The following is a 25,123-nucleotide window of genomic DNA, read 5'->3' as shown; positions in this document are numbered from 1 at the left end:
GGGTGGGTAGGAGTGGCGGTAAATGCTAATAGTAAAAACTGGCGAGTGTTTTAAGGCTAGTTTCTTAAAACCAAGGCCCAAAGGTAACCTCCAGCAGGAACCTGAGCGTGGTCAATGTGCAGATTTTTTTCCAAAAACAGAAATGGGAGAAGGTGTCACCAAGGTTATTAGGCAGGCTAACCTGCTGCAGATCAGTGTATCAGCATTCCATTGGAAAGAAAGGGAAAACACAAAAGAGCTCACCCTTTAATCATCTATTCAGGGGATTGTAAGGCAAGACTTTGCTCAATTTGTTCGGTGGAGAAGGCCGGCCTAATCCATGATCATCTTGGCGCCACCCACAAAAATGAAAATCCAAACCAACCCTTTGATCAGGAAGAACAGAAAGCCTGCCACTCCAAACTTTTTAAGCCAATTTTTCCAGTTTGCCATGTTGTATTAATTTTTGGTCGTTCATCAACGTCCAGAAGGAAACCCTAAGAAACGCGTTTTACGGCACAATTTCAAAAAATACCCTCTAAACAAGGTTCCTTTCAGGTAACCGAACCTGAAGGAAAACTACTCCCTATGCCTTAGGGTCGTCTCTTTGCCTGCAAGGGTTTCTGATTCTACAAATAACGCGGAGGTTGCCAAAATTGTGCGCCCTTACCTGAAAAAGGCGCAACTCCTTAGAAGTTGCGCCTTTTGTTGGTTACAGTTTATATGAGAGGGTTGCCATGAATTGCCGAGGGGCAATCGGGTTGATGCTGTTGTCGTCGTGGGCGTTGTAGGTGAGTTTGTCCAGGAGGTTGGTCATCTTCAGGCGCAGCGAGAGGCGCTGCAAGCTGTAGCCCACGTGTGCGTCAAATAAGACGTAGTTGGGCAGCGCGATGAGGCGGAAGGCATCGTTAGGGACCGTGAGGCGGGTGTTCCGGCCCGCTAGCCGGTCTCCGGCGTAGAACGAACTCACTCCCAGGTTCAGGCCCCGCAGGTGCGTGTTCTGGAAGGTGTAGTACACGCTGGCGTTGGCGGTATGGGCCGGGTTGTAGCGCAGGCGGTCGTTCTTCTGGAAGATGTTGCTCTTGGTGTAGCGGGTGTCATTGTAGCTGTATCCGCCCAGGAACGACCATCCGTTGATGCTTTTGCTCATGAGGTCTACTTCCACTCCCTTGCTGGTGATCTCGCCGGCTAGTTCTCTGATGGTGGTGTTGGCGTTGGGCTTACCTTCGGCGTCAAATAAAGCGGTTTGGGGCGAGGCGCTGTTCTTGATCTGGTACAAGGTGAGGTTGGCAGAAAGCAGGCCCTTGAACAATTCGTTTTTCATGCCTACCTCATACTGATCTATGATAGACGGATCAAGCGGTCTGAAGTAGATGTCAGTACCGGTGTTGGGCGTGAACGAGTTGGCATAGCTCGCAAATAAGGACATATTAGGCGTAGGCTGGAACACGATGCCTGCCCGCGGGCTGAAGGCGTAATCATACGAAGAGGTGGTCGTGCGGGTGTCGGCTCCTTTTACCACGGTATTGCCTTCGCCTTCTATATCTATGGCGCTGTAGCGCAGACCAGCCAATACCTTCCACTTTTCAGAAAGAGAGAGAAAATCCTGCACGTACACGCCAATGCGGCGGGTCACATTCTTGGTGTCATAGGTGCGTCTGCCCAGGCTGGGGATGCTGCGCCGCGGCTCATATTTTTCCGGTTGGTAGATATTGATGGTGTCAAAAGCGGCCAGGGTGATGTAGGACGGGCTTTGAGTGTCATATTTATCGGCGTCGGCGCCTACCAGCAGGGTGTGTTCTATTGAACCGGTTTTGAATTTACCAGTGATGTCAAACTGGCTGAGGTAGTACTTTTCATTGGAGGCAGTCTGCTGCAAGCCCCGGGCTAAATCGCCGTTGAAGGTTCCGTCTTTTTTGCTTTTGATGAACCCGGTAGGGCGGGTGCTGGTGATCTGGCGGGCATCATAGTTCTGGAAAGAGTTGGTGCTCCTGATTTCCCAGTTGGGGTGCAGACGGTGCGTGATGGTAGCGGTGGCGCTTTTCTGCTCCACGTTATTCTCCCCGAAGGAGACACCCAGGTACCGGCTTCGCGGCACATTGGCAATGGTATAATTGATGGCGCCCACGCCAAAATCAGGGGTGCGGGTGTCTTTAAGGTAATCGCCTTCCAATAAAACGTCTGTCTTGGCCCCGGCTTTCACCAGAAGCGAAGGATTGATGTAAAAGCGCTCTGAGGTAACGCCGTCGCGGAAGCTACCCGCATTCAGGTAGGTGGTGTTCAACCGGTAGGCTACCTTCTCACTGTTGTTGATGGCGCCGTACACGTCCAGGGAAGGTTTGTAGTAGTCATAGGAACCCACCCGCATGCTCACCTCTCCGCCAGACTCAAACCGGGGCTTCTTGGTGACCAGGTTCAGCACCCCTCCGGCGGCCACGTTCCCAAACAAAATAGCGTTGCTGCCTTTCATGACTTCTACCCGTTCCAGGCTGGACATCTCTGGCATAACGCCATTGTTGAACCGGGCGCCGTTTTTAAAGGTGTTATTACTGCCGAAGGCAAAGCCCCGGCCCCCGATCTCTTCCTGGGTACCACCGGTGGTTCCCATCAGGTACACCCCGTTTACGTTCTGCAAAACCTCGCTCAACACCTGGGTTTGCTGTCTTTCCAGCACCTCACTGCCAATGATGGTGACACTTTGGGGCAAGTCTAAGGGTTTGATGGGCACCTTGCCAATGCTCAAGGGCTTCTCGTTCAGGGTTTGCCGCCCGGTCACCGTCACTTCGCCCAGGCGCTGGTTGCTTTTCTCCAGCAGCAGGTCATGGGTGACGGTTTTGTCATAAGAAACGGTCACCTGCTGTTCCATGGGCGTGAACCCCACACAGGTGGCTTGTAAGGTATAGGTGCCCGCGGGGACATTCCGGAAGTAAAAACTGCCTTCTTCTGAGGTAAGGGTGGTTTTCTGGAGTTCTTTAAGTAAAACGCTAACAAAAGCCGCCGGCTCCCCTTGGGGAGTGGTAATGCGGCCGCGTAGATGGCTGTTCTGGGCAAAGGCCGAACTGGTCATGAGCAGAAACGCCATGAAGAAGAACAAGCGCTGAAGGAAAGAAGAGGTGTGGTATAGGTAGGTCATAGGAGTTTTCTTTATTTAGATTATTTCTAAACAGTGGCAAACTAAAGACCTATTTAGACAAGTTCCAAATAAGAAGTTGAAAAACCTGTCCTTTTTTTGGGAAGTAAAGCCTATTCCGGGGTAGCGTATAGAACCTGTTTCTAAGGGGAATCCCATAGAAGTCTATCCCCGCAGATGAAAATGGGTAGAGGATCTTCTTAAAATGTAAAATGCAGCAATACCGTTTAGGTGTTGGCAGAGCCTACATTTCGGTCCTATAGAGAAGCTGTTGAAAGGAAACCAGTTTTAGGCCTGGTCCAAATAAAGTAGAAAGCAGAAGAGGCGCAGGCGATAAAGGGGCTGATAGGGTAAGCGGTATTCGGTGTTGGGTAGAGGATAGGGAAGAAAGGCACAGACTGCGCAAGGTACCGGCCATGCAGAAGTATAGGAGGTAATAGATGGCTTTACCGGGAGAGGGGAAAGGAGGGTGGGTTAAATACCCAAAATAGAAAAAGCTGGCTCAACAGAACACTGCTGAGCCAGGCTAGCCTAAATCACTACAGTAATCCTACGGCTTTCAGGTCTTTCTTGGGAAGCTTAGCTTTCACATGCTCATACGATTGCCTGATCAGGTGCTGGAGTCTTTCCAGGTCCAGCGCACCGGCTTCCTGCACGAGCACCCACTTGTACCGGGCCAGGTAAGGAGCGGGCACAATGCCGGGACGGGCTATCAACTCTTCAAATTCCTCGTCAGTCACCTTTAACGAGAAGGTAAATGGGGCTTCTAAGCTGGCCACGCAGAACATCTTGCCCGCGATCATGAAACAAAGGTCATGCTCCCATTTGACCCCCTCGGTCACGGCAGGAAACGAAAGGCAGAGGGAACGTAATGCTTCTAAGTGCATGAAGGCTTCTGGTAAAAGGTGGCTAAAGAAGGAGATTCAGGTGGTTGCTCAATAAGACCGAAGTGGCTAATACCACCTATCAGGGCAGGAGCGGATGCCCGCAGTTCCGGCAGAAATTATCTGTTTTATGCACGGTTTCTGAACAATTGCCGCAAAACAAAGGGGCGGGCAATTCTTCCCCGGGGTTTTTCATTCTGGATAGTTCCACGGTCACTATGCCCGTGGGCACGGCAATGATGGCGTAACCCATGAGCATGACGATAGATGAGATCACCTGGCCCAAGGGGGTGTGGGGGGTAAGGTCGCCGTAGCCCACGGTGGTAATGGTGACAATGGCCCAGTAAATACTCTGCGGTATACTGGTAAACCCATTGCTTTCTCCTTCAACCACATACATAAGGGTGCCCACAATCAGCACCAAACTAAACACCGCCATGATAAAGACCGTGATTTTGTGAAAACTGGCTATTAACGCCTTTTTGATGATCTGACCATTCTCCACGTAGCTGGTGAGCTTCAGAATTCTGAAAACCCGCAGTAAACGCAGGACGCGTATGGTCATGATGTAGCGGATGCTGGGCACGAAGATGGCCAGGAACGTGGGCAGGATGGAAAGGAAGTCAATGATGCCGTAGAAACTGAAGATATACCGCAGGGGCCGGGGGTTGCTGTACACCCGCAGAATATACTCTAAGGTAAAGGCGATGGTGAACATCCACTCCAGCACAAAGAAAATATGTTTGGAGGCTGCCCGGTACGCAGGCACGCTTTCCAGGCACACAATGAGGGTAGACAACAGGATCATCCAAAGGAGCGCCACATCAAACCTTCGCCCGGCCTTGGTGTCAGTGCCATGGATGACCTGGTAAATCTTCTTCCTGAGTTCAGCGTTTCGCATAGGTGTTCACTTCTTCTTGTCTTGGCAGCTTCCCCAGGGAGCGTTTCCCTGCCTATTTAGCAAAAACAGGGGTAAAACCCGAACTTCCTGCCCCTCCTTTTATATCTCCCGGTCCTTTGGTTAGAAGGCGCTGTTGGTGAACCTCGCCAAGTTTTCCCTTGATGAGGCAGCAGGCGGGCCTTTACCGTTTCGGCCTCTGGCTTGGTTGCCCAATAATATAGGTAAAGGTATCGTTTTTGGGTGATTACAGAGGCAATTGTAGCGCAAAGCGGGTTGGACCAGAAAGGAAGGACCAGATTTACCCGCTATCTCTTTACCTTTGTAGAACGTTTTGTTTCGTTTCCCCCGCTGGTTCTACCACATTTCCTATTTATGCTGAAGAGACTTTTTTCCCTTTGGGCGCTGGTGCTGCTGTTCTGCAATGCCCCCACCCAAGCCCAGGAACTGCCTAACCGTGAATTCAGGGGGGTGTGGGTGGCCACGGTGGCCAACCTGGACTGGCCGGTGCGTGGTGCCTCTGCTGAGAGCCAGAAAGCCACCCTGCGGGAAATGTTAGACCGCATCAAGGAAGCCAACCTGAACGTGGTCTTTTTCCAGATCCGCACCGAGTGCGATGCCTTTTACAAGTCCAGCTACGAGCCCTGGTCTCGGTTTTTGACCGGAACCCAGGGCAAAGACCCCGGCTATGACCCTTTGGCCTTTGCCATTGAAGAAGCCCACGCCCGTGGGTTGGAACTGCATGCCTGGCTTAACCCGTACCGGGTGGGTACCGTCTCCAATCCGGCGGTATACTCTGCCCAGCACGTGTCCAAGGCCAAGCCAGAGTGGCTGCTGACCTTCGCCAACGGCAAGAAGATCCTGAACCCGGGGCTGCCGCAGGTGCGGGAGTATATTTCTGCCATCATCAAAGAAGTAACCCAAAACTATGACATTGACGGGGTGCACTTTGATGATTATTTCTACCCATACCCCGAGGGGCCTTTTCCTGGCATAGGGCAGGAAGACGCCCAGACGTTCCGGCAGTACGGGAGCGGCTTTGCCAGTATCAAAGACTGGCGCCGGCACAACATCAATGAAACCATCCGGCTTACCAATGAACAGATCAAGGCGCTGAAGCCGCAGGTTCGGTTTGGGGTGAGCCCCTTCGGGATCTGGAAGAACGGAGAACCGGCCGGCATTTCGGGCATGGACGCCTACCACGCCATTTACGCTGATGCCGTGCATTGGCTGGACAACCGGTACCTGGATTATGTAACCCCCCAGTTGTACTGGGCCATTGGCGGCCGTCAGGACTACCGGAAGCTTCTTTACTGGTGGTCTGAGAAAGCCCACAGTGCCGGCCGCCACCTGTACCCCGGCCATACGGTACACCAAGCCGGTTTCACCCCGGAAGAGGTGCCGCACCAGATTGAGATCACGCGCTCCAACCAGATGAAGAATGCCTTGGGCAGTGTTCTGTTCAGAGCAGCCAACCTGAAGAACAATACCAATCTGATTGCCACTTCCTTCAAGGCGGCCACGTTCCGGTTGCCGGCCGCGCCCCCGGCCATGGGTTGGCTGGGCGGAAAAGCACCGGGTGCCCCGCAGGACCTGGCCGTCACCTTGAATGAAGCCACTGGCCAATACGAAATCCGCTGGACCCGCCACCCCGGCAACACCCACGCCTTTAAACGGTATCTGCTTTATACCACCGCCGCCATGCCCGCCACCGGTGCCCTGGCCCCCGATGGGTCGGTTAGGGCCTTCACCTCTTCTGAAACCCTGACCATTGCCGCCGCTGATGTCCCGTCTACGTCGGTTTTCTGGGCGGTCACGGAGATCAGCCCGGCCAACGTGGAAAGCTCTCTGAGCAATGTGGTGAAGCTAGGGGGAGGGACCGGTCCCGTGCTGGCCCAGCAGGAGGAGCCGCTTTTGTCTTTAGGGCAAATGCCCGGCCTGGTTACCGCCGAAGTGCCCGCCTCGGTTTCGGCTACGGTTATCCCAACGTCTACTGCTTCAGGTAACCTGTACGTGCCCATTCACCTGAAGAAAAAATCCAAAGTAAAGGCTGAGCTCTTCACCCTGGACCGGAAGAAGAAAACGAACCTCCTGAAGAAGAAATACAAAGCCGGCAAACACACCCTTTCTTTCCAGAGAGGAAAACTGAAGCCCGGAACCTACCTCCTGGTGTTGGAATACGCCGGGGAAAGGTCGGTGCAGAAGGTGGTTTTCCAGTAGGGGAAGCCTGAGTTTTTCTGAAGGCTATCTGGTTGGCAGGGGCAGCTTTTAAGGGAGGAAAGCTTTTTTTATACGCCTTGCCTACTTGGATCATGTAGAACCCTTTTCGGGCCCCTTTTCAAAAAACGGGTCCGAAAAGGGTTCTTTTGCTTCTGCTCAAGGACTATTTCTTAGAGGTAAAGTAAGCCCTGCTTTCATTGTTTTCAGACCAAGGTTTCTTACCCGTTTTTTTTTAAATAGTGCTGAAAGTATGGCCTTTGTTACCTGGCTTTCTATTTAAAGCATAGGAAATAGAGGGGCATGAAAGGTTGGGTAGAGCCAACAACTGAGGACTTCTTTATTTTTTTGCTGGAACAGGGTATAAAGCCCGGAAAGCATTGAAAACAGCCTGGTGCGTGATGGTGGCATGGTCTTCGTCTGGCAGATAGTCAAAGTACACTGAGAGGTTCTTGTTATCGGTTTTCCGGAGTTTCTCCACCAATAGATTCACGTCTACCTCCATGACCCGCGGTATATCTCCAGGGGTTAGTCCTTCTTTTCCTACCCCTAGGTAGACTTCCGTTTTGGGGGTGAAAGACTTTTCTAAGATAGCCGGAGCCTGGGTTAAGATAGACCCGTTGTCCCACCAGATACTGGGGCTGATGATGATGTATTTGTTGAACAGGGTAGGCTTCTTGAAGAGGATCTCGGTGGCTAAAAGACCGCCCAAGGATTGCCCGATGAGGGTTTTACTGGGGTTGGTAGGGTAGTTTTTTTCAATGTACGGCTGAAGCTCCTTTTCCAGGAAAGAAATGAAGTTCTCAGATTTGCCGGCGGTTGGGTATCTTTTTTGGTCGGCTGGCAGGGTGGTGGGGTAGGTGAAGTCTTTTCTGCGGTCTTTGTTGGCAATGCCCACCACAATGGATTTAGGAACCCGTTCTATCCAGGGGAAGTTGTTGAACTGGACCAGCCCCACCACATGGATAAAGTCTTCATCGGCACCGCCATCCAATAAATAAATGACCGGGTATCTGACCGTGTCTTTCGGGTTGTACCCTTCGGGCAGGTAAATGTTTAAGATCCGTTTCTCGTCTAAAATTTGGGATGGTATCTCGTCAATGACCCCTAAAACAAACGGTTTGGAAGCTGTTTTTGCTTCCTTTTTTCGCGATTGGCCCCAACCCGTAACACAAACTAAGGTGAGAAATAAAAAGAGGAAGGATCGTCTCATGGTTGGTGCTGGGGTAAGGTATTTGGTCTTTTAATGGTTGCCTAAGGGAATGGACGGAAGAAATGTAACCAGGCAGAAGCCCGTCTTGCACCTATGCCTGATGCCATACATAGTCTATTACTGGATTGCTTCTATAGGGGTTGGTCCTTAAAAAGTGGAGTTAAACTTATGCTTACCGGGTTGGTTACCGCCTACGTTTATCTTTTTAAGACCCTTCCACCCTTCTAAACGGCCACCATTTTAAAGACCGTAATCTCTGGTCTCACGTTGAATCTGACTTGCCATAGATGCCCCAAGGCCCGGTTGATGTATAGGGTTCTGTTACCTGGGAGGTTTATTTTGCCCGCGGAGTACCTTCTGTTCTTGACTGGAAGCATAGGCGGCGGTAAGAAAGGTGGTTTGCACTGGCCTCCGTGGGTATGCCCTGCTAATATCCAGCCCTCATAGCCATTCCACACCTCTAAATCACAAACATCTGGGTTATGGCAAAGCACTAATGAAGGTTTGGTAGGATCCAGCTGGTTTAAGATAGGGTGGGGATTGAAATTCAAGCCCCAGTAATCGTCAAGTCCTATTATGTTCAGGCCAGAGAATTCCTTTTGGTCATTTCGTAAAACGGTGACTCCGTTTTGCTCCAGCAGCCCGCTGATTTTATCGGCTACTGTAGCTTGCCTCCAGTTTTTTCCATAGTCGTGGTTGCCTAAAATTCCCACGGTCGCTAGCTTGCCTCTCACACAGTGGGACAAGGTTTCTTCTAATTCTTTGAACTGTACTTCATCTTTGTAGGTGCTGACATAATCACCCGTGTACACCACAAAATCTGGAGCATAAGCCTGGGCTTTTTTAAAAGAATTGATTAAGAACTGGTGGTCAAATCGTTTCCCTACATGTATATCGCTGATCTGCATCAACGTTTTCCCATTCAGTTCTTCAGGAAGTTGTTTTATGGGCATTTCCAGTTCCACGAATTCCAGCAGAAAAGGCTCTACTTGCCAGGCGTAAAGGCCACTTAAAACTCCTATCCCAGTTAGGCCGGTGACGGCATTTAAAAATGTGCGACGTTTCATTTAGGATTGGCTGCTAAAGAGGGCCGTGTATACCCTCAGGGGGCGGTGTATGATGTTTGAAAATACAGATCGTAAGAAAACCCGACCGTTATCTATTGAATGTATTCTGCTTCCTTACCAATCTATCCACCTCTGTTTTGATGTCTTCCCTTTCTAAGTAGATGCTCAAGGTGTCTCCGTTTTTAAAGTCCTGGCTCCACTTGTTGATCCAGGTTCCTGCAGAAAAAGTTTTCCGGTTGTTTAAATCAGGATAAACAGGGGTATCATATTCTACAAAGACTTGTTCAGATTTAATCATATACCTCGTCTCCTCTTTATTTCTTTCAATTTGAAGATGGAAGGGCTTGTAACCTGGTTTTGAAATTTGCAGGATAGGATCTTGAAACGGCCCAGTTTCTGAAAATACTTGGAAAAGTCCGTTGCTGGCAGTTTTTTGGATATCGCCTCCTTCTAACAAGTTCACGGTAGTGCCTTCTATGGGGAGCCCTGTTTCTTTGTCAAATACCCATCCTATCACTCTCACAGAAAAGGAGCAGGCTTGCAGCGGAAGTAATAGAATGCAGAGAAACAGATGTTTCCTTGTCAGTTTTCCTTTTGAGACCATGCTTAAAGTTTAGGAATATGCAGAGTTGGCTTCCCTGGGTAAAGGATAGTAATGGCCTTATACTTCAATGTGAAAGTATTCTTTCAGCTTACTGAGGAAAAGTGCTTCTTCAAACTCTAGTTTCGTCTCAGTATCTCCTTCTGTGATTTTCAACTGCGTGTCATTAAGGGTGATTCTACCGCTGGTAGTAGCCATAGAAACTACTTTTTTTTGGGTGAAAGGAGATTCCTGGCTTGTTTGATGGAACTGGCACATGCCTTTAAATTCTGAAAACTCTCTTTTGGTATTTTTAAAGATATATTGAGGCATTAAGGTGTTATTTTCAAGGGTATTTATTCTCCAATAATCATTTTGGTAAATGTCAAAGGTAAACAACCCATAGGGATCAGGTAAGACCACATGCGGTGTTACTTCCAGCGGTTGAAAAGAAAATTTCCCGAAGCCTACATCCACCAGGTAGGTATTTCCTTCCACCTTGGCAAGAAGGGCCAAATGGTCATATTCCTCGCCGTACGTCCCGTTCTTGGTATAAACTCTGGCGGAAATCATCTGGACGTCAAAACCAATATTTTTTAGAAGCTGGTAAAACAACCCATTCAATTCATAGCAGAACCCGCCGCGTTTCTTATCTACCATCTTTTCAAAGATGGATGCTGCCTCCAGGGTGATTGGCTTGTGATAATGGATGTCTAGGTTTTCAAAAGGCACGTTCAGCAAATGTGCGGCCTGTAATCCAAAGAGAACCTTCTTATTGACGGCTACCTGTTCCTTATAGTTTATCCGGTTAAGATACCGCTGATTATTCATTTTTAACGGCTGTAAGGAAGTTGTTTAATTCTGTTTCATTAATAGTGGGAGAGCCATTTTTCTCCACGCAGTACATATCTGCCTTGTAGGTCATTCCTAAATAGTGAGCTGTCTCCTGAAAAGGCATGTAGAAACCATCTTTTAACTTGGCATCACAACCACAGCTGATCACCGCCATCTCCATGCCCCTTAATTTTCTACCCGTTTCTTTTTCTGTCATTAAACAGTCTGAAATCCGGTCAAAGAAGGTTTTCATGATGCCACTCATGGAATACCAATAGACAGGAGTAGCAAACACTATTATCTGGTAATTCTCTACTATTTGTTTCAGTAAGGGAAGGAAATCATCCCCTCGGTTCTTAAACGTATAGTCAAATTCTCCTATATGTTTGGTTTTCAGATCAATGATAGGAAATCCTGTCTTCTGGCTCACCAAGGAAGCTATCTTTTGGGTGGACCCGTAGCTGTTTGAACTGCCTAAAATTATAATTCCTTTCTTCATCAAGTATTGATCATTTTACGGAGTGGGGTATGAGATTCTTGGTTAGGGGCAGGGAAGGGGTCTTGCAAGTGTGGTGTTTCTAGATCTGTTTCTTTTGCCATGGGTGTCTTCCTACCACCAAGAATCGCTTTCTAATCCTGGGTGTTCCCCGCCCTTCCATTTGCAGTCCCCAACAATGGAGTTCCCGCCAGAAACCAGACCGGATGGGCGTGCCAGATCCTGCTTTCCGCTTCGGTCAGTTCTGCGTCAATGGCGGTGGTCAGCAGGTCACAGACTTTTTTGTGTGCCGTTGATTGCTTGTTGTTGAAAGCCAGAAGGTCCCTTGCCTGGTTGAATGCTTTGTGTTGGTACAAGATAGCAGACCACTTGATGATATAGAATACGGTATCTTGTTTTTTGGCTGTTTTCAGAAAAAGAGGCTGATAACAGAAGTTTACAGCACCGCCCGCTTTTCAATAGTGAGCATTTCCTGCCAACTTGCCAATCTCTGCCTCTTCTTTGATAACTTATACCGCTCAGTAAGTAGTTACGCCAGCCTGAGGGCTACAATGCAGTATTGTCTTTTAGAACTTCAGGACCACTTTTCCAATGGCTTTGCCGCTTTCCAGTAAACGGTGCGCTTCTTTCAGGTTTTCGGTGGTCAAGCCTTGCATGGTGGTATGAAGGGTTGTTTGTAAGATGCCCTCATCCAGCAGTTGCGCAATTTTGTTTAAAATGTGGTGCTGCGCTACCATGTCTTCGGTTTGGTACATAGAACGCGTAAACATCAGCTCCCAATAAAAGCTGACACTCTTTCTTTTTAGCTGCTGTAGTTTTACAGGTTCTGTCGGGTCACTGATAGAGCCTACCTTTCCCAGTGGTTTAATGAGTTCTACTATGGCCTCCCAGTATTGATTCAGGTCTACAAAGTCTACAATAAAGTCTACCTGTTCAAAGCCGATGTTTTTTACCTCACTCACCAGGTTGGTGTGGTCAACGACATGATCTGCGCCCATTTTCTTGCACCACTCTATGGTAACGTCTCTGGATGCGGTGGCAATAATGGTTAACCCCAGCAGCTTTTTAGCCAGTTGGATGGCAATGGAACCAACACCACCGGCACCGCCAATAATAAGCAGGGTTTTGCCTGCATCTTTTTCCTTGCTCAATTGAAAATGGTCAAAGAACAGTTCATAGGCCGTAAGGGAAGTGAGCGGCATGGCGGCAGCCTGTTCCATGAGTATGTTTTTCGGGGCGAATCCTACAATGCGTTCATCTACTAATTGGTACTCCTGGTTAGAGCCTTCTCTGGTAAGGTCTCCTGCATAAAATACCCGGTCACCTTTCTGGAAGAGGGTCACTTCCTCGCCGGTAGCCTCTACGGTACCAATCGCATCCCAACCAATGACTTTATGGGTATCCTGTTGCTTGTCTTTGAGGCTGTTTCTTCTTATTTTATAATCTACAGGGTTAACCGAGATGGCTTCCACCTTTACCAGAATGTCTTTTCCTTGCGCAGTTGGAATTTCTTTTTCAAACTGGAGAAAGCTATCTGCTTCCTCAATGGGTAATGACATTTTAAATCCAATTGCTTTCATGAGACCTGTCTTTGGTTTTAGATGGTAGTTGTAGAAACTGTTACCCATAAATTCCGGTGGTGTGTCAGAAATTCTTCTTTGCCCTATAGCTTTCAGTTCTAACCTTCGGGACGATGAAGGCCAACTTACTTGGCTAAGGCACGTTTTAGAGTGTTATAACTGCGACGGTATACCGGATTATTTTATTTGAAATTTCTTTTTAGACCTTTCAAGGAGAAATAAGCTAAAAACGATAGATTTAAACTGCCATGATTTTTTAATTATACTGATTTCTCCTGCTAATACTCTTAATAATGCAATTTATTAAAAGATAATCTATGAACATAAGAAACATAGTAATAGGGTCATAAAGAGTAAAAATATCCAGTTAGGCAGTTTTATGTAAGTTTTTGTATGTATTTATTTAAGCTTATAAATAAGTAAAAACTATACGCTGATAGTTATAATTTGATGATTTTTTCAAAGTTTTATTTGTCAAAATTTCGCTTTATAATAGTTAATTGGATATTATTTTGTGCGCAATGACTTTCAAAATCTTTCAACCTAATCAGAGCAGAGTCTTCATTAATAAATTCTTCTAAATTATAACTTTTAAAAATCATAATTGAGTTTTCATCCTTTAGTTTGATTCCAGAGTTTTTGAGAACAAAGTCACTAGTGTTCCAATTATTTCCCCAAGGTTCCCAAAGGTTTTTACCAGCCACAAAAATTAATTTTGTATCTGAATTTTCCGCGCTTTCAAAAGAGGAAACTTTAGTCTTGCTAGTTTTAGAAAGTTCATTTGCTGCAAAGAAGCCAGTATCATTTAATATAAATACCGAAAAAGCTATTTCATGTTGTCCAATGTTCAATTTGCCAAAATAAAATTCGTAGAAGTAAAATGGTAGCCAATCCCATGCCCAATTTGATAAGCTTCCTTTTCCATTTCTGGGTGTAGGTCCACTAAACTTAGTGAATCCACCAGAATAACGAAACCCATAGCTGCTGCCTATATAGCTTACTAAGTCTAAAACTCTTTTTTGGTATTGAAACAAGAAACGGAAAGAATTTCGTACATCAATTAATATTTCCTTTATTTCTGTTGGCATAATTAAATAATGATTCAGTAATTTTAAAATGTATTCTGTTGCGATTATTCAGGTTTTCTAACCACGTCTTTTTGAAATACTGATGTAATTCAAAACCTCTGATGATATCATCTAAAATTCTCTTGTAAGGAGTTATAGAAGTAATTTCAATATGATCAATTGCTCTTCTCTCTTTGGATACTTGGTTTAGAATTCTTGACCAATCTGTTTTGCAAATTATTATTAACTTGTCCTTGTATTTTTTGTCTTCGACATTGTCTTTGTGGTGTAATCCTCCAAGTTGTATATAATAAACATTTTTGCCTTCTTCACCAAATTCATTGTAGTATGATGCTATTTGGGTAATTAATTGATTATCATTTTGCTGAAATTCATCATATCGTTTTGCTTCTATAATAATGTCAAAGGCCCTATATCTTATAAATATATCAGGTTCTACAAATCTAATATTATTTGTATGTTTTGGACTCCATCTTTCCCAAAAAAGCAATTCTAAAATTTCACCACTATGATCAGGTAGTTTGTCTTGGTAAAGAGATTTTTTTAAAATATTCCAAAAAAGTTCTGCTGGCAAATACTTGAGCAAATCAAAAATAGATGCAGTTAAACTGTCTTCACATATTGCAAGTCTTCCTTTGTTTTTGCTAAAAAAAGAAATCATATCTAGAATAAAATATATAATATTTTGTTGCTGATTTTTACTCATTTACGCTTAAGAAGCGGCCTAAACTGCTTTAGAAACAGGTAATCTGCCAGCTTGCCCAACAAACTTAAAGGCGAGGTATAGTGGAACATATCTGTCATGCGGGTAGCTTCTCCGGCTAAAGCCTCAAACCTGTGCTCATGCCTGAAGCTTTTGAAAGCGCCGGTGAGCATTTCATCTGCAAAGAAGTAGGGGCGTTCAAATGCCGTAATGTGGCTGCTCAACCTTTGCCGAACGCCCAGGTGTTTTGCTTCCCACGTGACGGAGTCTCCTAACTCCATCTAGCCCGCTACTACACCCTTGATGACCTTCTCTTCTGTTTGTGCAGTAGAAACCTGATGCAAATCATCTCTTCTGGATAGGTTATAAAAACATCCAATTGTGCTTAGCTGTTGGCTTTGTAGGTGATAATAGGCAAAATAGATATGTAATTGTTATTAAATTATCAGTTCACTAGATTGCTTTTATATGAAGTGAGATATTGCAAGTTTTTTAATATATTTTCGCTTAAAACTATTTATTTAAAGACCATATTTATCCAATATAACTTCAAACATTCTTGAGAAAGAATTGTCTTTTCTTTTAAAACTATGAATAGTAGACAATTCATTTTGATTTAAGGTGCTTCTGTTCTCTGCTTGTTGGTTGTTTTTTATTTCTATTAATGCCTTAAGGAATATCTTTATTTGTTTCAACCTTCTATTATCTAATAGTTCCGTGTCAAGTCTATACTTTTGAATCGTTTTTAAGCCTAACTCAGAATTATTTCGGGGTAAAATTATTTCATCATCAAATGTTAAATGTTCTTTTATCTCAGAATCTGTATGATGACAGGGATCAAGTGCTTCTTGAATAGGAATAGTGGAATGCGGTACTTTATTGTTGCAATTGTCACAAGATAAATATAAGTTATTCCATTTAAAAGATAGAGTTTTATCTACACTAACCTCTATTTGATGGTCTACTTCTTTGGGGCTTCCTTTAAGTTTTGTTTCGCAATAAAAACATTTATAGTAACTTGTTGAATTTAATTGAGCTATAACTGATTTATGTGCATATTTACTTGAATCTGGCCTTTTATTTCCTGAAGCAAGAAAATTGTTTTTCCAATTCTCTTTTTTGTCAATTAAGATTTGAGGTTCAGGAAGTCGGTGAAGTCCTCTCATTTCTTTATAGATTTTAAAATTGTATCTAAATTTAAGTAGTTAAAATATTCAGGATTAATCTTTAATAATTGATTTTCAATTTCTTTAACTTTCTCAGTGTTGTTATTATGTATAGCCGCCTTTCTTTCTTCAATCAGCATTGAAATTCCAAAACTAAAGTTGTTGGTGTTAAATAGAGGACTAAGTAAAATTTCTTCTATTGGTTTGTTGATGTAATAATCAGTTTCTTCCTCAACTAACGAATAATCTACTTGGCTCTTACATACATAAACTCGAGTATTTAGGATTGAAGAGACAATAAACGGAGAATGTGTTGAAACGATAATTTGAAGCTTGGGGAATAGGGTAAGTATATTTGATAGAAAAACTTTTTGCCATTTAGGGTGTAAGTGGTTTTCAGCCTCATCTATAAGTAATAGACCTTTTATATTTTTATAATCAGCAATAGGCTTGTTGTTTAAAGTGCAAATAGAATATACTTGACTTAATAAACTTGTAAATCGTTGTATTAGGTAAAGATTGCCGCTGCTTAATTTATCTAGTGACACCTCATTGTTTCCAATTTTTATAATTGGTTTTAAATTTATTCTTGATACGTGAGATAGTTTTCCATGTGATATAGATAAATTAATAATTTTTTCCAATAAGGAATATAAGGAGCTGCCTAATTCTTTTTCTTGTTCGTTTGTGCTATCCTTTAAGTAGTCGAAAAATGAAATGAGTTTTGATAGGTCTATATTTTTGTGAATTCCAGATAGTGATTCATCTAAGTATTTTTTTGCTTCAACAGTTGTAATGCTATTAATGCTGAAACTATCATTAGACAATTTTGATGTCCAATAATCTAGTATGAAATCTTTTTTGTATTTTGGTTCGAACTGAGAATGAAACAATTGATTTATATTCATATCATTAGTATCAAAGCTTTCGTTTCTTTCATACTTTCTGGAGGTGGAGAAAATTTTGTTAGATTCATTTATGATTAAATTTGTTTCTATTAGAAAATTCTCTGCAGATGCAATTTCTCTTTCTATACTTTTAAATCGTCCTTCAAATAAGGCTCGAATAGCATCTAATATGATTGATTTTCCTGTTCCATTTTCGCCTGTTATACATATAACGGGTGGGTATTCTAATTCTCGTTCATTAGAAATAAAATCTAGTACAGCCTCCTTGAAGGGGCCAATATTTTTTAATATTAAATTTTTAAGTCTCATATTTAATTTTAATCAAAGTTTTATTATTAACACTAACCAAGTTGTAAGTAGAGTAAGTTTAATTTAATATATGGAATATTAAAACACTTAATCAATTTTTAATAATTTAGATTGTGATATCAAACATAATATCAGTGATGATATAATAAAGTTTCTGTTTTAAGGCTGTTTTTACAAATACACCTCCAAAACAGAACTCCTACCTCAACGCCTCATACAACACCTCAATCGGGTGCTGGGCGTCTCTGCCGGTGCCGTCGTGGATTTGATGGCGGCAGCTGGTGCCGGGGGCGGCGATGATGACATCGGCGGGTTGTTGGCGGACGGTAGGGAAGAGCACCAGTTCGCCTACTTTCATGGAGACCTCGTAGTGCTCGGCTTCATACCCGAAGGAGCCAGCCATACCGCAACAACCCGAGGGAATCACTTCTACCTTGTAGTTGGCCGGTAAGCTCAGCATCTGCTGGGTGTACAGCACGCTGGAAAGCGCCTTCTGGTGGCAGTGGCCGTGCAGTTTAATCAGGCGGGCCTCGTCTTTGAAGAGATCCTTCTCAATGTTCTTGTTCAGGATTTCACGCGCAATGAACTCATCAAACTGCAGGCAGTGGATAGAAAGCTTTTTGGCATCTTCCAGTTGGTCTTCGTCTACCAGATCAAGGTATTCATCCCGGAAGGAGAGGATACAGCTGGGTTCAATGCCGATGAGCGGCGTCTCAGAAGAGATTAGTTTGTGCAGCATAGCCACGTTCTTCTGGGCCAGTTTCTTGGCTTCGCGCACCAGACCCTTAGACAAGTACGTACGGCCACTTTCTTCGTGCTCTGGTAGCACCACCTCATAGCCCAGTTTCTCCAGCAGCAGCACCGCTTTAATACCAATGGGCGTGTCATTGTAGTTGGTGAACTCGTCGCAGAACAGGTACACCTTCTTTTTGAAGGTCTTGCACTCCTTCAGTTTCTCTTGCTGGTGCTTCTTAAACCAGCTACGCAACGTGGTTTTGTGCAGCAACGGCAACGTACGCTCTGGCGCAAAACCTACGGCTTTCTTGAAGGCTTTGGCCGTGAAATCGTTTTTGAAGAGCAGGTTGTAGGCACCCGGCAGGAGCGAGGCCAGTTTGTTCGCGTTATTGAAATTAGAGATGAGGCGCGTCCGGAATGGAATACCGTTGGCATCATAGTAATGCTGCAGGAACTCGGCTTTCAGCTTGGCGACGTCTACGTTAGAAGGGCACTCAGACTTGCAGCCTTTGCAGGAAAGGCACAGGTCCATGGCATCCTTGATTTCATGGTGGTCAAAGCGGTTGGCTTTTGGGGAGCGGGTCAGGAACTCACGCATCACGTTGGCCCTTCCGCGGGTAGTGTCTTTCTCGTTGCGGGTGACCATGTAGCTGGGGCACATGGTACCGCCGGTGAGGTGCGTTTTGCGGCAGTCGCCGGAGCCGTTGCAAAGCTCGGCGGCTCTGAGCACGCCTCCCGCCTGGCTGAACTTGAACACCGTATCAAATTCCGGGGTCTCCTGTCCGGGTTCATAGCGCAGGAAGGTATTCATAGACGGCGTGTTCACAATCTTGCCCGGGTTGAAGATGTTGCCCGGGTCCCACACGCGCTTTACTTCTTCCAGCAGCTTATAGTTTTCGGCACCAATCATGAACGGGATAAACTCGCCGCGCAGACGGCCATCGCCGTGCTCACCGCTCAAAGAACCGCGGTATTTCTTCACTAGGTGGGCAATCTCGGTGGCAATGTCCCGGAACAGTTGGTTGCCTTCCTCGGTCTTCAGGTCAATGATAGGCCGAAGGTGCAGCTCACCGGTACCCGCGTGGGCATAGTGCACGCAGTACAAGCCGTACTGCTCCAGCGTAAGGTTAAACTCCCGGATGAACTCCGGCAGGTCTGCCACATCTACCGCCGTATCTTCAATGACCGCCACTGGTTTGGCATCACCGGGGATGTTAGACAACAACCCGAGGCCTGCTTTTCTTAGGGTCCATACTTTCTTGGTATCAGTGCCCAGCACCAGCGGATAGTGGTAGCCCAGTTTGTTTTCTTCTAAGTCTTTGATCAGCGCGTTCGCCCGTTCCTGAATGGCGGCCTGGGTATGGTCAGTAAATTCCACCACCAGAATAGCGCCCGGGTCACCTTTCACGAAGAAGCGGTTCTGGCTCTGCTCAATGTTGGTTTTGGTACACTCCAGCACGTAGTGGTCCATGAGTTCACTCGCGCTGGGGTTATGGTGCAGTGCCACCAGATTCGCCCTGAGGGATTCATCTACGGTCTCGCAGTGGATACACAGCAAACCAATTTCCTTCGGCGGAAGCGGATCGGCGTGCAGTTTTATCTCGGTGAGGAACGCCAGCGTACCCTCAGAACCGGCAATCAGTTTACAGAAGTTGAAATGCTCTTTGCCTTGGGTAAACGGCTCGGTTTCCAGCAATAGGTCAATGGCATATCCGGTGTTCCGGCGCTGCACGCTGGGCTTCGGAAACTCTGCGCGGATGTTCTCCTGAGTTTGTCCGTGGCTCAGCATGGCCTTGGTGGCCTGGTAAATGCGCGTCTCTAAGTCACCGCTGGTATTCTCGCCGCGGCATTTTGCCTCAAACTCTTCTAAAGTCAATGCGCTGAACTCGGCTTCAGTACCATCGCTCAGAATCGCTTTCACGCTGAGCAGGTGTTCGCGCGCACTGCCGTACACAATAGAGTTAGAGCCGCAGGAGTTGTTGCCCACCATACCGCCAATCATGGCACGGTTAGCGGTTGACGTCTCCGGCCCGAAGTACAGGCCATGCTGCCGCAGGAACAGGTTCAGTTCATCGCGTATCACGCCCGGCTCCACGCGCACCCAGCCTTCTTCAGGGTTTACTTCCAGAATCTTGGTGAACGTGCGCGAAACGTCCACTACTATGCCGCTGCCCACTACCTGACCCGCCAAAGACGTGCCTGCCGTGCGCGGAATTAAGGAAGTACCTTCCAGCCGGGCAAAGGAAATAAGGGTTTTAAGGTCGGCTATGTTTTTGGGGAATGCCACGGCCAAGGGCACCTCGCGGTAAGCCGAGGCGTCTGTCGCGTAAAGCGTACGCATGGTGTTGTCAAAGTGGAATTCTCCCTCCAGCTTACTGGCAAGGTACTGTAATTTCTCTGGGCTCATGGGAAAAGGTCGGTTTCAGTAGGTCTTTGGCTGGTCAATAAGACCTAGCAGGTTGCCTCCTGTACACCGAATTAATAGGCAAACAAAGCTCTTTTTCTGCTGAAAACAATCTCTATTACTCCCAAAACCTGATGGGATGAACAGATATTATGCTGGCAGAAAGAAGAATTCCCAATGTAATGCAGGATAGGGGAAAGTCAAAAGAGAAATAGGCTCGTTCACCATTTCAGAGGCGGAAATCGCCAATTGTTTTATGGCCCTTTTTTGAATAACAGGCCCTAAACAGAATCTAAATGCCTATCTGCTGCAACTGCTTCACTAGTCTTGTGTCTAGGAGATCTGTAGCGTTTCTGGTGGTGAGTGAGTACTTCTTGAGCACGGTAGGCTCCTCCCGCAGCTTTCCGTTCTGGTTCTGGTCTACGCCAAAGGTGAGGGAGATCTCGTCTGATCCGTGCAAGATGGTGTATTCCTTTAGTCCCATGTGGGGAAAGCTGATTTCCTGGAGTTGTTTGGCTTCTACGTCATAGAGATAGAAAGCCTGCAAGTCATTATTGTTCAGACTGCCATTTTTGTCAGTGTCCTGGGCTGAGGCCTTGATCAGGAGGAAGTAATTGCCTTTGAGCTGGTAGCTTCTGAAATCATTGATATGGACCAGCTTATTAAATACCACTTGGTTATTTCCGGCAGGTTGGTTGTAGATAATGATGTTGCGGTAAGTGCCTTGGTAATTCCTATATTCTGATCTGGAAGAGCTTACTTCTGAGGTGACGATTTCTGTGTAAGTGTCGGTGTCATTTTCCTGGTCAGGGTTGGTCATGGAAACCGGAATGAGGTAGAGTTGTTTCGCCGAGTCCAGAAGGTCGGGAGATTCAAAAGTTACTGTCTGCTGTTTTTTCGTTTCTTCGGGCCTGGTGGCGGAAGTTCTGAGGCTAAAAGAATCCCGGGAACTACTTTCTTCAGAATCATCTGAACTGCGGGATCTGAACAAATCTGATCCTAAAAGAAAAACCCCAATAAGGACAATCACTAACAAGCTACCCACAATCAAGGTCCCTATGATGGCTAGAAGTCTTTGGTTGTAGGTGGTAAGTTTGTCCATGGTGAAGGCAGGTGAGGAGTGGCTTATTTTGGTCTAATGTTACTCAAAAATTAGGAAAATCCTATATTGAATTTACTCTTTTCTAATAGAAAGAACCTGCCTACATCGTTTTAGGCCTGATTTTTTAAACCAGGACCTAAAGAGTTCAAAACCTTATAGGGTTGTGACTACTTTAAAATCTTTTACTGTTGCAAGACGGCTTTCCATTGAATTGATTCCACTCCTTTTTTGATGACTTGGTTCTGCTGGTGCAGGCGCGTCATGAATCTTTCCAGAAACACAACTTTGGAAAATATCCCAGGAAACTCAAGGGAGAAATGTAGTCGGAAGTGTCCGTCATGCGGGTTTCATCCGGCGATATGGCTTCAAAACGGTGCTCGTGCCAGATACATTTAAAGGCTCCTTTCTCCATTTCATCTACAAACCAATGCGGCCTTTCCATGGCTGTGATCCTACTGGTGAGTTGCTGCCGGACCCCAAAATGCACAGCTTCCCAAGTGACTTTCTCATGCAAGTCAATCATGCCAGCAACTACACCCGCCACGGCTTTCGCGTCTGTTTGATGGGTGGAAAGGATGTGCAAGTCAATGCTCCGGGAAAGGTCAAAGCAGCGCTCAACGGGAGCCTGGATAAGGGTTGGTGTGAACAGCGTTAAGACAAGGCCTGAACGCAAGAAAGCCGTTCCGGCCCCGTTTTTTTAAAACAGGCCCGAAACGGCTTTCAATAAGAAGGGTCCGGAACGCTTAGAAACCTCTGCCGCCGCCTGGGTATCCACTGCTTGGCATAGCAGGTGGGGTATTGCCCCGGGCTGAACCAAACTGACGCAGGTTGTAGTTAAAGCTCAGCATGAAATAACGCTGCAACACGGTGGTCTGAATATCCTCTGTGTAAGCGCTATTATTTACCCGCTGAATGCTTTTGTTCTCTCCCAGGATATCAAAGGCAGACAAGCGAATCTCAGCCTGGCGGTCTTTCATGAATTTATATCCCACGCTTCCGTTTAATAGCATGAAGGTAGGGTCAATGTTACTGGAAAGCCCGCCGTTGTATTGGTGGTTCAACTCTGAGGTGAATGTAAGACCTTTCCAAGCCACCCAGTTCAACCGTAGCATGCTGCTTTGGTTGTGGTAGGTGTTGTTCTGGGCTACCAGGTACTCGTACTTCACCTTGTTGTAAGAGGCATTGGTAGATACCAAAAAGTCAAAATTCTCGCTGATGTTACTGCTGATCACTACCCCGGCACCCAGGTTAACATTCTTAGTGGCATTGGAAACCGACTGGAACCCCGTTTGGAAATCACTGTAAAGGGCTGGGTTCTTGGAGTAGGTGGCATTCACGTTCAGGTTCAGGTTAGACTTGATGAAACCAATAGGCAGGCCATAATTCAGGAAAGAACGGAAAGAATGCTGCCCACCCAGGTTCACCGGTCTGGAAAGCTGTTGCCCTCTCAAGAGTGACACGCTGTCTGGGGTGATATAAGGCGGATCAGCTTCATTGGGGCCATTTAGGTCTGGGCTGGAGTTCATAATGGTAAGGCGGCCAATGTAGTCCTGGGCCGCTGAGCCACCCAGCACCGCAAAAAAGGAGGAAGATTTGCCCGGGTTAGCGGCGGAATACCGGATGTTCAGGTTGTGGTTGAAGCTTTGGCCCAGGGTGGGATTCCCCTGTGACAGCAAGTTAGGGTTAGAATTGTCAATGGCACTCTGCAACTGCTCTACAGAAGGAGTCTGTGAACGGCCATTATAGAAAACCCGCACGTTCCGGTCTGCATTGAAATTGTACCGCAGCATGGCAAAAGGCACCACATTGTGGTAGGTTCTGGTGGTGTCTACAATGGTAGGGTAAAGCTGGTCGGTGGTCAGTTGGAGCCACTGGTACCGGGCATTTAACATTACCTGAAAGTCTTTGGTATTGTAGCGCCAGCCCCCGCCAAACTCCTGGGTCAGGGTCCGGTTTTCCACCGAGCTGGACTGGTTAGCCACCAAGCTGTCATAGGCATCAAATTCAGGGCGGTACTGGATGGTGCTTTTATCACCGTCAGAGTTGCTGTGGTTGGTACCGTAGGTGAGTTGTAACTGGGTGTTTTTGGTCAGAGGCTCCGTGTAGTTCACGTTGGCGCCCAAGGTATACCCGTTGTTGTCCAGGTTGGAATTGAACATGGCCAGGGAGTCATCCCCTTCGTTTACCAAGTCTCTCAGGAAAGAGAAGGAAGAACGGCTATTACCTTTGTTCTGGTTGTAGCCAGTATTCACATCCAAACTGATGGTACGGCCGCGCTTGGCAAAGCTGTGGCGGTACAGAATGTTGTTGTTGAAGTTCAGACCCGTCAAGTCAGAGGCGAAGGTGTTGTCCAGGTTATCCGACAGAGTAGTGCCGGCCAAAAGGCGCGACTCCGTGAAACTGGTTCCCTCGTTTTTCTGGAAGCTCAGGCGAGGCCGGATGATGATGGAGTTAGCCGAGTCAATGTTATAGGTAAGGCGCAGGTTGAACCGGTGGTTCTGGTTCTGGGCATCAGAAGCCCCTAATTCCCGCACCGTTCTGCCATTCTCAGAAGCCCGGGAGTAGAAACGGTTAGAAGAATAGTTGTAGTCATTGTTGGTGTGGTTGAAGAAGTAACTGCCCTGCACGTCTACTTTCTTGCCCCACTTGTCCAGGTAGTTGATTCCTATGGCGTTGGTAGCGGCAATGCCGTTGCTGGAGTTCACCAGAAAGTCGCCGGTGTTGTTACCACCGCCCCAGCCCCCTGGTCCGCCACCGCCCCCACGGGGACCACCACCACCGCCGCCGCCGCGGTTTCCGCCGCCGCCCCGGCTAGAGGCACTGGCCACGCCTACCAGGTCTTCTGAGGAGAAGTTCTGCTCATTCACGTTGTTGCTCAGGCCCACAATAGAGATGCGGCGGTCGCCTTCAAACTGGTTGATGTTCCCGCTGATGCGGTAGCGCCCGTCTGATCCGGCCCCCGCGCTGATCCGACCGAACCGGCCGGTTCTGAATTCAGGCTTGGTCACGATGTTAATCGTTTTCTGCTCGTTACCGTCACTGAAGCCTGTGAACTGCGATTGGTCACTCTGGCGGTCAAACACCTGTATTTTGGAGATCACCTCAGCTGGCAGGTTTTTCAGCACGGCGCTAGGGTCTTCCCCGAAGAATTCTTTTCCGTCTACCAATACGCGCTGCACGCGCTCACCCTGGGCCTGCACCTGTCCGTTCTGGATGGTGATGCCGGGCATTTTCTGGAGCAGGTTCTCGGCGTTGGCGTCTTTGTTTACTTTAAAGGCCGCTGAGTTCATCTCGGCGGTGTCCTGTTTCTGGATCACCGTGGCCGCCCGGCCCACCACTTCCACTTCCCGCAGATTGGTGGCCCCTTGGTTCAGGGTAAGAGTGCCTAGGTCAATAGGAGCCCCGGTGGCCGTAACCGGCCTAAATAAATCACGGAAGCCCAGGTAGGAAACCTTCAGGATAAAGCGCCCGTTGCGCACCCCAGCCACCTCAAATCTGCCCTCCATGTCCGTGGAGGCCCCTTTATAGACCGAAGAATCCTGCGCGTTCAGCAGCGCCACGGTGGCCGCAATCAGGGGAGAACCGCCTCCCACGGCCTGACCCTTGATGGAAGTAGTCTGGCTATGCCCTAGAAAAGAGAGCGTGAAAAAGAAGAGAAAGAGTAAAGATGTTTTTTTCATTGCCTAATGGTTTGGATTTAGACCAGACCGCCGGCCTTTGGTTTAACCAGGCAACAAAAAAAAGATGGAAGGCTCCTGTTCCGGTAAACGGGAGCCTTCCATCTGGTAGAAGATAATAGGCTAACGTAAGCCTTCGGCCGAAGGCGGGAA

At 46.8% G+C, this 25,123-nt stretch carries 21 protein-coding genes; 2 read left to right on the top strand and 19 right to left on the bottom strand.

Annotation, left to right across the window (positions count from 1 at the left end):
- Positions 1 to 22: 22 nt before the first annotated feature.
- On the top strand, positions 23 to 250 hold the full coding sequence (locus tag FOE74_RS09880; RefSeq protein ID WP_149098433.1) for a hypothetical protein: 228 nt from the start codon (positions 23 to 25) through the stop codon (positions 248 to 250).
- A gap of 441 nt (positions 251 to 691) precedes the next feature.
- Here FOE74_RS09880 and FOE74_RS09875 read toward each other — a convergent pair whose 3' ends face one another.
- The 3 genes from FOE74_RS09875 to FOE74_RS09865 form a co-directional block, all read right to left on the bottom strand.
- Positions 692 to 3,112 carry a TonB-dependent receptor gene (locus FOE74_RS09875; protein WP_149098432.1) on the bottom strand — a complete coding sequence of 807 codons (2,421 nt, stop codon included), beginning with the start codon at positions 3,110 to 3,112 and terminating at the stop codon, positions 692 to 694.
- A 536-nt stretch (positions 3,113 to 3,648) separates the two neighbouring features.
- Entirely contained in the window at positions 3,649 to 3,996 is a 348-nt protein-coding gene (locus FOE74_RS09870) for an MmcQ/YjbR family DNA-binding protein (protein WP_149098431.1), read from the bottom strand.
- Between the two features lie 79 nt (positions 3,997 to 4,075).
- The gene (locus FOE74_RS09865) at positions 4,076 to 4,894 is read right to left on the bottom strand and encodes an ion transporter (RefSeq protein WP_149098430.1); all 819 of its coding nucleotides are present in this window, start codon (positions 4,892 to 4,894) and stop codon (positions 4,076 to 4,078) included.
- Between the two features lie 372 nt (positions 4,895 to 5,266).
- Between FOE74_RS09865 and FOE74_RS09860 the strand changes: the two genes are divergently transcribed.
- Entirely contained in the window at positions 5,267 to 7,111 is a 1,845-nt protein-coding gene (locus FOE74_RS09860; protein WP_149098429.1) for a glycoside hydrolase family 10 protein, read from the top strand.
- A 337-nt stretch (positions 7,112 to 7,448) separates the two neighbouring features.
- Here FOE74_RS09860 and FOE74_RS09855 read toward each other — a convergent pair whose 3' ends face one another.
- The 16 genes from FOE74_RS09855 to FOE74_RS09780 all read right to left on the bottom strand — a co-directional run bounded on the left by FOE74_RS09855 (position 7,449) and on the right by FOE74_RS09780 (position 24,973).
- The gene (locus FOE74_RS09855; protein WP_149098428.1) at positions 7,449 to 8,321 is read right to left on the bottom strand and encodes an alpha/beta hydrolase; all 873 of its coding nucleotides are present in this window, start codon (positions 8,319 to 8,321) and stop codon (positions 7,449 to 7,451) included.
- A 224-nt stretch (positions 8,322 to 8,545) separates the two neighbouring features.
- The gene (locus tag FOE74_RS09850; protein WP_225840762.1) at positions 8,546 to 9,286 is read right to left on the bottom strand and encodes a metallophosphoesterase; all 741 of its coding nucleotides are present in this window, start codon (positions 9,284 to 9,286) and stop codon (positions 8,546 to 8,548) included.
- 190 nt (positions 9,287 to 9,476) lie between these two features.
- The gene (locus tag FOE74_RS09845) at positions 9,477 to 9,992 is read right to left on the bottom strand and encodes a hypothetical protein (protein ID WP_149098426.1); all 516 of its coding nucleotides are present in this window, start codon (positions 9,990 to 9,992) and stop codon (positions 9,477 to 9,479) included.
- Between the two features lie 57 nt (positions 9,993 to 10,049).
- Positions 10,050 to 10,799, bottom strand: a complete 750-nt coding sequence (locus tag FOE74_RS09840; protein ID WP_149098425.1) for an arylamine N-acetyltransferase family protein — start codon at positions 10,797 to 10,799, stop codon at positions 10,050 to 10,052.
- A complete protein-coding gene (locus FOE74_RS09835) occupies positions 10,792 to 11,301 on the bottom strand; it encodes a flavodoxin family protein (RefSeq protein WP_149098424.1) in 510 nt (169 codons plus the stop codon). The genes FOE74_RS09840 and FOE74_RS09835 overlap by 8 nt, the downstream gene beginning before the upstream one ends.
- Positions 11,302 to 11,432: 131 nt before the next feature.
- Positions 11,433 to 11,654, bottom strand: a complete 222-nt coding sequence (locus FOE74_RS09830; RefSeq protein ID WP_149098423.1) for a hypothetical protein — start codon at positions 11,652 to 11,654, stop codon at positions 11,433 to 11,435.
- Between the two features lie 210 nt (positions 11,655 to 11,864).
- Positions 11,865 to 12,878, bottom strand: a complete 1,014-nt coding sequence (locus FOE74_RS09825; RefSeq protein ID WP_149098422.1) for a zinc-binding alcohol dehydrogenase family protein — start codon at positions 12,876 to 12,878, stop codon at positions 11,865 to 11,867.
- A 467-nt stretch (positions 12,879 to 13,345) separates the two neighbouring features.
- Positions 13,346 to 13,966, bottom strand: coding sequence for a hypothetical protein (locus FOE74_RS09820; protein WP_149098421.1), 621 nt, complete (start codon positions 13,964 to 13,966; stop codon positions 13,346 to 13,348).
- Positions 13,935 to 14,672, bottom strand: a complete 738-nt coding sequence (locus tag FOE74_RS09815; protein WP_225840761.1) for a hypothetical protein — start codon at positions 14,670 to 14,672, stop codon at positions 13,935 to 13,937. Before FOE74_RS09815 ends, FOE74_RS09820 begins: the two co-directional genes overlap by 32 nt.
- Positions 14,669 to 14,950 (bottom strand): SRPBCC family protein, encoded by a 282-nt coding sequence (locus tag FOE74_RS09810; RefSeq protein ID WP_225840760.1) that lies wholly within the window; start codon positions 14,948 to 14,950, stop codon positions 14,669 to 14,671. The genes FOE74_RS09815 and FOE74_RS09810 overlap by 4 nt, the downstream gene beginning before the upstream one ends.
- A gap of 240 nt (positions 14,951 to 15,190) precedes the next feature.
- Positions 15,191 to 15,835 (bottom strand): HNH endonuclease, encoded by a 645-nt coding sequence (locus tag FOE74_RS09805; RefSeq protein WP_149098420.1) that lies wholly within the window; start codon positions 15,833 to 15,835, stop codon positions 15,191 to 15,193.
- The gene (locus FOE74_RS09800) at positions 15,832 to 17,052 is read right to left on the bottom strand and encodes an AAA family ATPase (RefSeq protein WP_149098419.1); all 1,221 of its coding nucleotides are present in this window, start codon (positions 17,050 to 17,052) and stop codon (positions 15,832 to 15,834) included. Before FOE74_RS09800 ends, FOE74_RS09805 begins: the two co-directional genes overlap by 4 nt.
- A 199-nt stretch (positions 17,053 to 17,251) precedes the next feature.
- The gene (locus FOE74_RS09795) at positions 17,252 to 20,194 is read right to left on the bottom strand and encodes an FAD-binding and (Fe-S)-binding domain-containing protein (protein WP_149098418.1); all 2,943 of its coding nucleotides are present in this window, start codon (positions 20,192 to 20,194) and stop codon (positions 17,252 to 17,254) included.
- Positions 20,195 to 20,483: 289 nt separating this feature from the next.
- A complete protein-coding gene (locus FOE74_RS09790; protein ID WP_149098417.1) occupies positions 20,484 to 21,293 on the bottom strand; it encodes a hypothetical protein in 810 nt (269 codons plus the stop codon).
- 259 nt (positions 21,294 to 21,552) lie between these two features.
- The gene (locus FOE74_RS09785) at positions 21,553 to 21,966 is read right to left on the bottom strand and encodes an SRPBCC family protein (RefSeq protein WP_225840759.1); all 414 of its coding nucleotides are present in this window, start codon (positions 21,964 to 21,966) and stop codon (positions 21,553 to 21,555) included.
- Positions 21,967 to 22,036: 70 nt separating this feature from the next.
- Positions 22,037 to 24,973, bottom strand: coding sequence for an outer membrane beta-barrel protein (locus tag FOE74_RS09780; RefSeq protein ID WP_149098416.1), 2,937 nt, complete (start codon positions 24,971 to 24,973; stop codon positions 22,037 to 22,039).
- Between the last annotated feature and the right edge of the window lie 150 nt (positions 24,974 to 25,123).

This window comes from Rufibacter glacialis (assembly GCF_008271745.1).
Lineage (GTDB): Bacteria > Bacteroidota > Bacteroidia > Cytophagales > Hymenobacteraceae > Nibribacter > Nibribacter glacialis.
This window is presented reverse-complemented; position numbering and strand designations above follow the sequence as displayed.

What these genes read in the sequence shown, in the direction of transcription:
- FOE74_RS09880 (WP_149098433.1), top strand. Translation starts at nt 23, where the DNA reads ATGCTAATAGTAAAAACTGGCGAGTGTTTTAAGGCTAGTTTCTTAAAA.
- FOE74_RS09875 (WP_149098432.1), bottom strand. Translation starts at nt 3,112, where the DNA reads ATGACCTACCTATACCACACCTCTTCTTTCCTTCAGCGCTTGTTCTTC.
- FOE74_RS09870 (WP_149098431.1), bottom strand. Translation starts at nt 3,996, where the DNA reads ATGCACTTAGAAGCATTACGTTCCCTCTGCCTTTCGTTTCCTGCCGTG.
- FOE74_RS09865 (WP_149098430.1), bottom strand. Translation starts at nt 4,894, where the DNA reads ATGCGAAACGCTGAACTCAGGAAGAAGATTTACCAGGTCATCCATGGC.
- FOE74_RS09860 (WP_149098429.1), top strand. Translation starts at nt 5,267, where the DNA reads ATGCTGAAGAGACTTTTTTCCCTTTGGGCGCTGGTGCTGCTGTTCTGC.
- FOE74_RS09855 (WP_149098428.1), bottom strand. Translation starts at nt 8,321, where the DNA reads ATGAGACGATCCTTCCTCTTTTTATTTCTCACCTTAGTTTGTGTTACG.
- FOE74_RS09845 (WP_149098426.1), bottom strand. Translation starts at nt 9,992, where the DNA reads ATGGTCTCAAAAGGAAAACTGACAAGGAAACATCTGTTTCTCTGCATT.
- FOE74_RS09840 (WP_149098425.1), bottom strand. Translation starts at nt 10,799, where the DNA reads ATGAATAATCAGCGGTATCTTAACCGGATAAACTATAAGGAACAGGTA.
- FOE74_RS09835 (WP_149098424.1), bottom strand. Translation starts at nt 11,301, where the DNA reads ATGAAGAAAGGAATTATAATTTTAGGCAGTTCAAACAGCTACGGGTCC.
- FOE74_RS09825 (WP_149098422.1), bottom strand. Translation starts at nt 12,878, where the DNA reads ATGAAAGCAATTGGATTTAAAATGTCATTACCCATTGAGGAAGCAGAT.
- FOE74_RS09820 (WP_149098421.1), bottom strand. Translation starts at nt 13,966, where the DNA reads ATGCCAACAGAAATAAAGGAAATATTAATTGATGTACGAAATTCTTTC.
- FOE74_RS09815 (WP_225840761.1), bottom strand. Translation starts at nt 14,672, where the DNA reads ATGAGTAAAAATCAGCAACAAAATATTATATATTTTATTCTAGATATG.
- FOE74_RS09810 (WP_225840760.1), bottom strand. Translation starts at nt 14,950, where the DNA reads ATGGAGTTAGGAGACTCCGTCACGTGGGAAGCAAAACACCTGGGCGTT.
- FOE74_RS09805 (WP_149098420.1), bottom strand. Translation starts at nt 15,835, where the DNA reads ATGAGAGGACTTCACCGACTTCCTGAACCTCAAATCTTAATTGACAAA.
- FOE74_RS09800 (WP_149098419.1), bottom strand. Translation starts at nt 17,052, where the DNA reads ATGAGACTTAAAAATTTAATATTAAAAAATATTGGCCCCTTCAAGGAG.
- FOE74_RS09795 (WP_149098418.1), bottom strand. Translation starts at nt 20,194, where the DNA reads ATGAGCCCAGAGAAATTACAGTACCTTGCCAGTAAGCTGGAGGGAGAA.
- FOE74_RS09790 (WP_149098417.1), bottom strand. Translation starts at nt 21,293, where the DNA reads ATGGACAAACTTACCACCTACAACCAAAGACTTCTAGCCATCATAGGG.
- FOE74_RS09780 (WP_149098416.1), bottom strand. Translation starts at nt 24,973, where the DNA reads ATGAAAAAAACATCTTTACTCTTTCTCTTCTTTTTCACGCTCTCTTTT.